This window comes from Kineococcus vitellinus, assembly GCF_009906315.1.
Classification (GTDB): Bacteria; Actinomycetota; Actinomycetes; order Actinomycetales; family Kineococcaceae; genus Kineococcus; species Kineococcus vitellinus.
In genome coordinates this window covers 1-10,039 of the sequence record NZ_JAAALL010000164.1, presented here as the reverse complement: position 1 = coordinate 10,039, position 10,039 = coordinate 1, and the positions used below count along the sequence as shown (strand labels likewise).

Below are 10,039 nucleotides of genomic sequence, written 5' to 3'. Positions count from 1 at the left end.
TCACCGCGCGCCGCCGCCGCCGCGCCTGACCCGCGACCGACCCGCCCGACCCGCCCCTGGCCGAACGGCCGGGGGCGGCGTCGGTACCGTGCCCGCGTGGCGCTGATCGACCTGCCCCTGGAGGACCTGCGCGGCTACCGCGGCGAGGTCGCCGAACCCGCCGACTTCGACGCCTTCTGGGCGCGGAGCCTGGAGCTGACCCGCCGGCACGAGCTGTCGGTGCGGCTGCGCGAGGCCCCCGGCCCGGCGCTGCCCGCCCTGGAGGTGCACGACGTGCGCTTCGCCGGCTGGGACGGGCACCCGATCGCGGCCTGGCTGGTGCGCCCGCGCGCCCTGCCCGGCCCGCTGCCGGTGCTCGTGGAGTTCCTGGGCTACTCCCGCGGGCGCGGGCTGCCCGTGGACCACACCCGGTGGGCGGCCGCCGGGTACGCCCACCTGCTCGTCGACACCCGCGGCCAGGGCAACGACACCCCCGACCCCGGGGCCCCCGCGGGCGGCGGGCAGTGGGTGCGCGGCTTCATGACCAAGGGCGTGCAGGACCCGGCCACCTACTACTACCGGCGCGCCTACGCCGACTGCGCGCGCGCCGTCGAGGTCGCCCACGCGCTGCCCGCGCTCGGGATCGACGTCGACCCCGAGCGCGTGGTCGTCGCGGGCGGCAGCCAGGGCGGCGCGTTCGCCCTCGCCGCGGCCGGGATGTCCGGCGGCGGCCTCACCGCGCCGGTGGCCGCGGCCCTGGTCGACGTGCCGTTCCTGTGCCACGTGCGCCGCGGGGTGGACACCGCCCCCGAGGGCCCCTACCCGGAGGTCGTGGACTACCTGCGCCGGCACTCCCCCGAGGCCGTGGAGCAGACGTTCGCCACGATGAGCTACGTCGACGGCGCGAACTTCGCCGCCCGCGCGCAGGTGCCCGCGCTGTTCAGCGTGGCGCTCATGGACCCCGTCTGCCCGCCCTCGACGGTGTTCGCCGCGTACAACCGCTACGGCGAGCGCGCCGCCGAGCGCCCGCGCGCGGAGATCTCCGTCTGGGAGTTCGCCGACCACGCCGGCGGCGGGGGCCACCAGGTCCAGCGGCAGCTGCGCTTCCTCGACGGGCTGCTCGCGCGGTGAGCGGCGGGGCGCCGGAGGAGACCGAGCCCTGGTCGCTGTCGCTGGTCGTGCGCGCCGAGCGGGAGCCGGCCCCCGCGCACACCGACGTGCTCGTCGCCGCCGCGCGCGCCGTCGTGCTGCTGCTGGCCGACCCGCGCACCACCGACCCGGACGGCGAGCTGCACGATGCCGTGCGCGCCTGGCGCTCCCAGCGCATCCGCAAGATCGTGCGCCGCGCCCGCGGGGTGCGCTGGGAGCGCACCGCCGAGCTGGCGCACGTCGAGGCGCGCGCCGGCGACGCCGCCGTGCGGGCCTTCGCCCCGCACCCGCGCGACCACGTCCCCGCGCTGCTGAAGCCCCTGCAGGTCGGCGGCCTGGACCTGGCCGACCCCGAGGACCTGAGCGTGCCCGCACCGGACGGGCTGCTGACGGTCCGCCTGACCCCCGGGGTGGGCATGAGCACCGGCAAGGCCGCCGCGCAGGTCGGGCACGCCGCGCAGCTGGCCCTCGAGCAGCTGCCCGCCGCCGCGGTGGGACCCTGGCGGCGGGCGGGCTTCCCGCTGCGGGTGCTCACCGGGGCACCCGTGCTGCCCGCCGCCGAGCGCGTGGACGTGCGCGACGGCGGCTTCACCGAGGTCGCTCCCGGGACGGTCACCGCGAGCGCCGGCTTCGAGAGGACGCCCTGAGATGCCGATCGCCGGAGCACCCCTGCGCCGCATGGGCTTCCTCACCATCGGCTCCTTCGACCCCGCCGACCCCGGTCCCGGTCACCGCAGCACCCTGGAGGTGATCGAGCTCGGCGAGCGGCTGGGCTTCGACAGCGCCTGGCTGCGCCACCGGCACCTGCAGCCGGGGATCTCCTCGCCGGTCGCCGTCATGGCCGCCGCCTCCCAGCGCACCTCCCGCATCGAGCTGGGCACGGCCGTCACCCCGCTGGGCTGGGAGAACCCGCTGCGGCTGGCCGAGGACCTCGCCACCGTCGACGTCCTGGCCGGCGGCCGGGTCAACCCCGGCGTCAGCGTCGGCCCGCCGATGCACTTCGAGCGGGTGCGCGAGGCCCTCTACCCCGACACCGCCGACGCCGAGGACTTCTCCTACGAGCGGGTGCTGCGCCTGCACCGGCTGCTGGGCGGGCAGCGGGCCAGCACGTTCGCCGGCACCGAGGGCATCGAGGTGTTCTCCGACCGGGTCGAACCGCACTCCCCCGGCCTGGCCGACCGGCTCTGGTACGGCGGCGCGAGCCTGCGCTCGGCGCAGTGGGCCGGCGAGCACGGCCTGCACCTGCTGGCCTCCAGCGTCGTGCGCGCCGAGGGCGGCTCGAGCGACTTCGCCGCCATCCAGGCCTCGCACCTGCGCGCCTTCCGCGCGGCGCACCCCGCCGGGCGCGCCTCGCAGGGCCTCGTCGTCATCCCCACCGACTCCGCCACCCCCGCCCAGGTCGGCAAGTACCGCGCCTACGCGCGCTCGCGCTCCGCCCGGGTCGGCGTGCCGCAGGGGCCGGGGCGGCTGCTGTTCGCCGCCGACCTCGTCGGCAGCTCCGAGGAGGTCGCGGCCGCGCTGCACGCCCACGAGGGGTACCAGCTCGTCGACGAGGTGGTGTTCGCGCTGCCGTTCGGCTTCGAGCACGAGGACTACGTGCAGGTCCTCACCGACACCGCCACCCGGCTGGGCCCGTTGCTGGGCTGGGCCCCGGCCGCCTGAGCGCCCGGGCGCCCCGGCGGCCGGGCGGGCCGGCGCTCACAGGTGGTGGCGCAGCAGCGCCGGGACGCGGGGCAGCACCTGCCCCGCCGGTCCCGACAGCCGACTCTCCACGGCCAGCGGCCCGTCGTAGCGGGCGGCGCGCACCGCGGCGCACGTCGCCGCCCAGTCCACGTGCCCGGCGCCGGGTTCGAGCCGGTTGGAGTCGCTGACCTGCACGTGCCCCAGGTGGGGTCCGGCGGCGACGAGGGCCGCCGGCGGATCGGCCTCCTCGATGTTCATGTGGTACGTGTCGGCCGCCACCCGGAAACCCGGGCTGGCGACCTCGCGCACGAGCGAGACCGCGTCCTCCAGGCGGTTGACCATGTGGTCCTCGTAGCGGTTCAGGGGTTCCAGCAGCACCAGGACGCCCTCGCGCCGGGCGTGCTCGCCGAGGTCGGCGAACGCCTCCAGCAGCACCTCGCGGTCCTCCTGCGGCGAACGGGGCGGCTCGAAGGGCGGCAGGCGCCGGGAGAACATGCCGTAGGAGGCCGGGGTCACCACCCCCCTGCCGCCGATCTCGGCCAGCACGCTCAGCTGCGAGCGCAGCTGCTCGCGCGCGTCGCGGCGCAGCTGCGCGTCGAAGGCCCCGACGAAGTGGCTCATCTCCACGCAGGCCGTGGGCATCACCACCCCGGCCGCCGCCGCCCGGCGCAGCTGCGGCAGGCGCCCGGCGAAGGCGAAGCCGCCCGCCGAGCGCAGTTCCAGCCCGTCGTAGCCCCACGCCCGGGCGGTCTCCCACTTCTCCTCCAGGGAGCGCCCCGGCACGTGCTGCTCCTGCACGCAGACGGGGTTGCGCACCGCGGTCGTCACGAGCCCTCCCCCGCGCGGGGGAAGTCGAGGACGACCTGCAGGGCCTGCGCCGCGCGGGTGTCGAGCAGGTCGTAGGCGGCGGCGGCGTCCTCGACGTCGAAGCGGTGGCTGACCAGCGCCGCGACGTCGACGCGGCCCGCGGCGATCAGGCCGACGACGGTCTCCTGCAGGCGGGCGACGTCCCAGCGCGCCCGCTTGCGGGAGGGGACCGCGCCGATCTGCGAGGCGACGACCTCGACGCGGTTGTGGTGGAACTCCTCGCCCAGCCGCAGCCCGGCGGCCTCGCCCTGGTAGAACCCCGCGGCCACCACGCGGCCGTCCGCACCGACGAGGCGGGTGGCCTCGTGCAGGGCGGGGTAGGCGCCGCTGAGGTCGATCGCGACGTCCGCCCCGCGGCCGCCGGTGAGCTCGCGCACCTCCGCGGCCGTCGCCGGGCCGGGTTCCAGGGCGTGTGCGGCGCCGCAGCCGAGCGCCCGCTCGCGGCGGGCGGGCACCCCCTCCACCGCGACGACCCGCGCGCCCGAGAGCACCGCGAAGCGGGTGGCGAGCAGGCCGATGACGCCCTGGCCGACGACGGCGACCGTGTCGCCCAGGCCGGCGTCGGCGGCCAGGACGGCGTTGAGGGCGATGGCCCCCACCCGCACGAAGCAGCCGGCCACCGGGTCCAGCCCGTCCGGCAGCCGGTGCCCGCGCAGGTCCGCGGCGGGCAGGACGGCCTCGGAGCGGTGCCCCCAGATCCCCCACACGAGGTCGCCGACGCGCACGTCGCCGGGTGCGCCCGGGCCGGTCGTGCCCGAGGCGGTGCCCGCGGTGGTGGCGGCCGGGACGACCTCGACCACGCGCCCCACCTCGGAGTAGCCCCAGCCGAGCAGCGGGTACGAGGGACGCTCGGGGTGGGAGACGGTGAACAACCGCAGGCCGGGGTCCCAGGTGGAGGTGAGGTAGGGGTTCGTGCCGCGGTAGGCGGTCATCTCGGTGCCGGCGGAGATGCCGGAGCTCAGCGTCGCCACGCGCACCTGCCCCGGGGCCGGGTGCAGCGGTTCGGCGTCGACGACGTCCACGGTGCGGGCGGCGGTGAACTGGACGGTGCGCGGCATCGGGCTCCTCCAGGAGGGGTGGGGCGTGCGGGACCACCCTGCCACCGGAACCTCGACGGTGGGCGGCACCTGTGGTTCGATCTGCGGGTACCCGCTCGCGCACCGGTACCTCTCAGTGAGGAGAGCCCATGTCCCCGCGCCGTGGTCCCCGCGGAGCGGCCGCAGCCGCCGGTCTCCTCCTCGTGGTCGCCGCGGGCGCCGCGTGCGCGCCCGGGCCGCAGGCGCAGGACCCCGACGTGCTGACGGTGTGGAACCTCGACGGGCAGCCCGACCGCATCGCGGCGATGGAGGAGATCGACGCCGGTTTCACCGGGCGCAGCGGCGTGCGCGTCGAGCAGGTGCCGGTCGACGAGTCGCAGCTGCCCTCGCTCATCGTCTCGGCGGCCGTCTCGGGCACCATGCCCGACGTCATCGCCGGGTTGCCGCTGGGCATCGTGCGCCAGCTCGCCGAGCAGGAGCTGCTGGACACCGCGGCGGCCACCTCCGTCGTCTCCGGCCTGGGGGCGCAGACGTTCTCCCCGACGGCGCTGGCGCTCGTGCAGGACGGGGAGCGGCAGCTCGCCGTGCCGGCGGAGGTGTGGGCGCAGGTCCTCGTCTACCGCGAGGACCTGTTCACCGCGGCGGGCCTGGCGCCGCCGACGACCTACGAGACGATCGAGCGGGCGGCGCAGGAGCTCACCACGGAGGAGCGCTACGGCATCACCCTGGCCACGGACCCGGCCGACCCGTTCACGTCCCAGACGTTCGAGAGCCTGGCGCTGGGCAACGGCTGCGAGCTCGTGGACGAGGACGGCGCCGTCGGCCTGGACTCCGGGGCCTGCCGCACGAGCTTCGCGTTCTACGACGCGCTCGTGCGGCAGGCGCCGCAGGGCACGCAGAGCGTCGACTCCACCCGGGCGACGTACTTCGCCGGGCAGGCGGCCATGACGGTCTGGTCGACGTTCCTGCTCGACGAGATGGCGGGCCTGCGCGACGACGCGCTGCCCACCTGCGCGGAGTGCCGCCAGGACCCGGAGTGGCTGGCGCGCAACAGCGGCGTCGTCACCGCGGTCCAGGGCCCCGACGGCAGCGGACCGGTCAGCTTCGGGGAGGTGACCTCCTGGGCGATCACCGCCGCGCACGGGCCGGCCGCCGAGGACTACGTCGCGCACATGCTCTCCGAGGGCTACGAACCCGCCCTCGGCATCGCCCCGGAGGGCAAGTACCCCGCCCGCACCGGCGACGCCACCTCCGCCACCCGCTTCACCGACGTCTGGGGGACGCTGCCCGCCGGCGTGGACTCCCGCAAACCGCTCGTCGACGTCTACGGCCCGGAGACGATGGCCGAGGTGGGGCGGGTGGCCACCACCCTGGAGCGCTGGGCGATCCCGCAGGGGCAGGGCCCCCTGCTGGGCCCGGTCACCGCGGAACTGCCGGTCCCCAAGACCATCGCCGCCATGGCCAACGGCTCGCTCACCCCCCGCCAGGCCGCCCGGGAGGCCGCCGACGCCGTCGAGGAGATCCAGAGGTCGCTGTCATGAGCACCACCCGCACCCTCCCGGCGCCGCCCGCCGCACCGGCCGGCCGCGGCCGCGGCCAGAGCGGGCGCGACAACCGCGACGGCCTGGTCATGGTGCTGCCCACCGTGGTCATCGTCGTGGCCGTCGTCGTCGTCCCCGTGCTGTGGAACGTCGTGCTGGCCTTCCAGGACCTCACGCTGCTGGAGGTCCGCGACGCGGGCCTGTTCGACGCCCTCTCGCTGGACAACTTCGCCGACGTGCTCACCGGTGCCGGGTTCTGGCAGTCGCTGTGGAACACCGTCGTGTACTCGGTCTTCTCGACCGCGGGCTCCGTCCTCGTCGGGCTGCTCGCGGCGCTCTCGCTGCGCAGGCCGTTCCCGGGGCGCGGGGTGGTGCGCGCCCTCATGCTGCTGCCCTACGTCGCACCCGTGGTCGCCGTCGCGTTCACCTGGGAGACGATGCTGAACCCGCAGTACGGGATCGTGAACGCCTGGGGCGCCTCCGTGCTCGGCTGGGACCAGCCGGTCGACTTCCTCGGCCGGGCCCCGTACGCGATGGCGACGGTCATCGCCTTCGAGGTCTGGCGCTACTTCCCCTTCGCGTTCCTCTTCCTCACCGCCCGGCTGCTGACGGTCCCCCGCGAGATGGAGGAGGCCGCCACCGTGGACGGGGCCTCGCTGCTGCAGCGCTTCCGCCACGTGGTCCTGCCCCAGCTGCTGCCCGTCGTGGCGCTGCTGTGCGTCCTGCGGCTCATCATGACGTTCAACAAGTTCGACGACGTGTACCTGCTCACCGGCGGCGGCGCGGGCACCGAGGTCGCGGCCGTGCGGGTCTACGACACGCTCACCGGCCGCTTCGACGTCGGCGCGGCCGCCGCCCAGGCGCTCGTGCTGTCCGCGATCCTGGCCGTGGCCCTGTTCCTGTACGTGAGGTTCTTCGTCAAGAAGGGGGACCCCTCGTGAGCACCGCGACGACCTCGAGGCGGGCGCGGCGGACCGGGGCGGGAGGGCCCGCGACGGGCCCGAGCGCGAGGTCCGTGCACGGCACCCGCGAGGAGCGCGTGTTCGGCGCGCTGCGGTGGGTCGTGATCGTCGTCCTCGTGCTGGTGACCGCGTTCCCGTTCTACTACATGCTGCTGCTGAGCTTCGTGCCCATCGAGCAGCTGCTGCTGGCGCCCTCGAAGGTGTGGTTCGGCCTGCGGACCCTCACCGTGGAGACGTACTCCACCGTCCTGGCCTCCCCCGACGACGGCGGTCAGGGCTTCGCGGTCTTCCTGCGCAACTCCGCGCTGGTGGCGGTGGCGACGGTGGCGCTGACCATCCTCATCGCCATCCCCGGCGCCTACGCGGTGGCCCGGCTGCCGTTCGTCGGGCGCGACCACGTCGGCACGCTGTTCCTGGCGGTGTACCTGTTCCCCACGGTCGTCCTGGCGGTGCCGCTGTTCATCGCCTTCGCCCGGCTGGGGCTGCAGTCGTCGCTGGCCGGGCTGATGCTCGTCTACGTCGTGCAGACGGTCCCCGTCTCGATCCACATGCTGCGCACCTACTTCCAGACGATCCCGGAGAGCGTCGAGGAGGCCGCGGCCATCGACGGCGCCGGCAGGTTCGCCGTCCTGCGCCGGGTGGTGCTGCCGCTGGCCATGCCCTCGATCCTGTCGACGGCCCTGTACGTGTTCATGATCGCCTGGAACGAGTTCCTCTTCGCGCTGCTGTTCCTGTCCGCCCAGCCCGACCGCTGGACGGTCTCGCTGGGGCTGGCGCAGCTGTCCAACGGCATCGAGGTCCCCAAGACGGTCCTCATGGCGGGCTCGGTGATCCTCACGGTGCCCATCGTGCTGCTGTACGGGATCGCCGAGCGCGCGCTCACCGAGGGCCTCACCAGCGGAGCGGAGAAGGGCTGACCCCCGCCCCGCCGGCGGTCACTTCTTGGCGGTCACTTCTTGGCGGTCTTGTCCTTGGCCTTGTCGCCCGCGGCGTCGGAGGAGAGCGCGGCGATGAAGGCCTCCTGGGGGACCTCGACCCGCCCGACCATCTTCATGCGCTTCTTGCCCTCCTTCTGCTTCTCCAGCAGCTTGCGCTTGCGGGTGATGTCACCGCCGTAGCACTTGGCGAGGACGTCCTTGCGGATGGCGCGGACGTTCTCGCGGGCGATGATGCGCGCGCCGATCGCGGCCTGGATGGGCACCTCGAACTGCTGGCGCGGGATGAGGTCCTTGAGCTTGCCGGCCATCATCACGCCGTAGCTGTAGGCCTTGTCGCGGTGCACGATCGCGCTGAACGCGTCGACCTGCTCGCCCTGCAGCAGGACGTCCACCTTCACGAGGTCGGCGGCCTGGTCGCCGTCCACGTCGTAGTCCAGCGAGGCGTAGCCGCGGGTGCGCGACTTCAGCTGGTCGAAGAAGTCGAAGACGATCTCGGCCAGCGGCAGCCGGTAGCGCATCTCCACGCGGTCCTCGGACAGGTAGTCCATGCCCTGCAGGTCGCCGCGGCGCTGCTGGCACAGCTCCATGATGGCGCCGATGAACTCGCTGGGCGCCAGGACCGTGGCCCGCACCACGGGTTCGCGGACCTCGGCGACCTTGCCCTCGGGGAACTCCGAGGGGTTGGTCACCTCGACGACCTTCTTGTCCTCCATCGTGACCTGGTACGGCACGCTGGGGGCGGTGGAGATGAGGTCGAGGTCGAACTCGCGCTCCAGGCGCTCGCGCACGATCTCCAGGTGCAGCAGCCCCAGGAACCCGATGCGGAAGCCGAAGCCGAGCGCGACCGAGGTCTCGGGCTCGTAGGACAGCGCCGCGTCGTTGAGCTTGAGCTTGTCGAGGGCGTCGCGCAGCAGCGGGTAGTCGGAGCCGTCGATGGGGTACAGGCCGGAGAAGACCATCGGCTTGGGGTCGCGGTAGCCGCCCAGCGCCGTCGTCGACGGCTTGGCCGCGTTGGTGACGGTGTCGCCGACCTTGGACTGGCGCACGTCCTTCACGCCGGTGATGAGGTAGCCCACCTCGCCGACGCCGAGGCCCTTGGAGGGCACCGGCTCGGGCGAGCTGACGCCGATCTCCAGCAGCTCGTGGGTCGCCCGGGTGGACATCATGACGATCTTCTCGCGCGGGGACAGCTGTCCGTCGATGACGCGGACGTAGGTGACCACGCCGCGGTAGGTGTCGTAGACGGAGTCGAAGATCATCGCCCGGGCGGGGGCGTCGGCGTCGCCGACGGGGGCGGGGACCTGCTTGACGATCTCGTCGAGCAGCGGCTCCACGCCCACGCCGGTCTTGCCGGACACGCGCAGGCAGTCCTCCGGCTCGCAGCCGATGAGCTTGGCCAGCTCCTCGGCGAACTTCTCCGGCTGCGCCGCCGGCAGGTCGATCTTGTTGAGCACCGGGATGATCGTGAGGTCGTTCTCCATGGCGAGGTACAGGTTCGCCAGCGTCTGCGCCTCGATGCCCTGCGCGGCGTCGACGAGCAGCACCGCCCCCTCGCACGCGGCCAGCGAGCGGGACACCTCGTAGGTGAAGTCCACGTGGCCCGGGGTGTCGATCATGTTCAGCGCGTAGTCGGTGCCGCCCACGCCCCAGGGCATGCGCACGGCCTGCGACTTGATCGTGATGCCGCGCTCGCGCTCGATGTCCATCCGGTCCAGGTACTGCGCCCGCATGGCCCGCGCGTCGACGACCCCGGTCAGCTGCAGCATGCGGTCGGCCAGCGTCGACTTCCCGTGGTCGATGTGGGCGATGATGCAGAAGTTGCGCAGCAGCTCCGCCGCGACCGCGCCGGAGCTGCTGCGCAACTTCTGCATCATCGCCCACAT

At 74.2% G+C, this 10,039-nt stretch carries 9 protein-coding genes; 6 read left to right on the top strand and 3 right to left on the bottom strand.

The window, feature by feature from the left end:
• Window positions 1-96 precede the first annotated feature (96 nt).
• The 3 genes from GTQ99_RS14445 to GTQ99_RS14435 are packed head-to-tail and all read left to right on the top strand — an operon-like array spanning window position 97 to window position 2,790.
• Complete coding sequence (locus GTQ99_RS14445; protein WP_166616434.1) at window positions 97-1,110, top strand: acetylxylan esterase; 1,014 nt, start codon at window positions 97-99, stop codon at window positions 1,108-1,110.
• Window positions 1,107-1,775 carry an aminoacyl-tRNA hydrolase gene (locus GTQ99_RS14440; RefSeq protein WP_166616433.1) on the top strand — a complete coding sequence of 223 codons (669 nt, stop codon included), beginning with the start codon at window positions 1,107-1,109 and terminating at the stop codon, window positions 1,773-1,775. Before GTQ99_RS14445 ends, GTQ99_RS14440 begins: the two co-directional genes overlap by 4 nt.
• Window position 1,776: 1 nt before the next feature.
• Window positions 1,777-2,790, top strand: a complete 1,014-nt coding sequence (locus GTQ99_RS14435; protein WP_166616432.1) for an LLM class flavin-dependent oxidoreductase — start codon at window positions 1,777-1,779, stop codon at window positions 2,788-2,790.
• 36 nt (window positions 2,791-2,826) lie between these two features.
• On the opposite strand, the gene GTQ99_RS14430 is transcribed toward GTQ99_RS14435, so the two are convergent.
• Window positions 2,827-3,639: a TIM barrel protein gene (locus tag GTQ99_RS14430; RefSeq protein ID WP_205707499.1), complete on the bottom strand. Its 813-nt coding sequence runs from the start codon at window positions 3,637-3,639 to the stop codon at window positions 2,827-2,829.
• The gene (locus GTQ99_RS14425; RefSeq protein ID WP_166616431.1) at window positions 3,636-4,736 is read right to left on the bottom strand and encodes a zinc-dependent alcohol dehydrogenase; all 1,101 of its coding nucleotides are present in this window, start codon (window positions 4,734-4,736) and stop codon (window positions 3,636-3,638) included. The genes GTQ99_RS14430 and GTQ99_RS14425 overlap by 4 nt, the downstream gene beginning before the upstream one ends.
• A 128-nt stretch (window positions 4,737-4,864) precedes the next feature.
• On the opposite strand from GTQ99_RS14425, the gene GTQ99_RS14420 reads away from it, so the two are divergent.
• From GTQ99_RS14420 to GTQ99_RS14410, 3 genes are all read left to right on the top strand, one after another.
• Window positions 4,865-6,256: an ABC transporter substrate-binding protein gene (locus GTQ99_RS14420; RefSeq protein WP_166616430.1), complete on the top strand. Its 1,392-nt coding sequence runs from the start codon at window positions 4,865-4,867 to the stop codon at window positions 6,254-6,256.
• Window positions 6,253-7,197 carry a carbohydrate ABC transporter permease gene (locus GTQ99_RS14415; RefSeq protein ID WP_166616429.1) on the top strand — a complete coding sequence of 315 codons (945 nt, stop codon included), beginning with the start codon at window positions 6,253-6,255 and terminating at the stop codon, window positions 7,195-7,197. The genes GTQ99_RS14420 and GTQ99_RS14415 overlap by 4 nt, the downstream gene beginning before the upstream one ends.
• A 74-nt stretch (window positions 7,198-7,271) precedes the next feature.
• Window positions 7,272-8,135 carry an ABC transporter permease subunit gene (locus GTQ99_RS14410; RefSeq protein ID WP_205707498.1) on the top strand — a complete coding sequence of 288 codons (864 nt, stop codon included), beginning with the start codon at window positions 7,272-7,274 and terminating at the stop codon, window positions 8,133-8,135.
• Window positions 8,136-8,167: 32 nt separating this feature from the next.
• Here the strand turns inward: GTQ99_RS14410 and lepA are convergent, their stop codons facing one another.
• The gene (gene lepA / locus GTQ99_RS14405) at window positions 8,168-10,039 is read right to left on the bottom strand and encodes a translation elongation factor 4 (RefSeq protein WP_420814567.1); all 1,872 of its coding nucleotides are present in this window, start codon (window positions 10,037-10,039) and stop codon (window positions 8,168-8,170) included.

Bases quoted from the DNA above. Each gene is read 5' to 3' on its own strand.
- GTQ99_RS14435 (WP_166616432.1), top strand. From the start codon at position 1,777: ATGCCGATCGCCGGAGCACCCCTGCGCCGCATGGGCTTCCTCACCATC.
- GTQ99_RS14425 (WP_166616431.1), bottom strand. From the start codon at position 4,736: ATGCCGCGCACCGTCCAGTTCACCGCCGCCCGCACCGTGGACGTCGTC.
- GTQ99_RS14420 (WP_166616430.1), top strand. From the start codon at position 4,865: ATGTCCCCGCGCCGTGGTCCCCGCGGAGCGGCCGCAGCCGCCGGTCTC.
- lepA (WP_420814567.1), bottom strand. From the start codon at position 10,039: ATGTGGGCGATGATGCAGAAGTTGCGCAGCAGCTCCGGCGCGGTCGCG.
- GTQ99_RS14415 (WP_166616429.1), top strand. From the start codon at position 6,253: ATGAGCACCACCCGCACCCTCCCGGCGCCGCCCGCCGCACCGGCCGGC.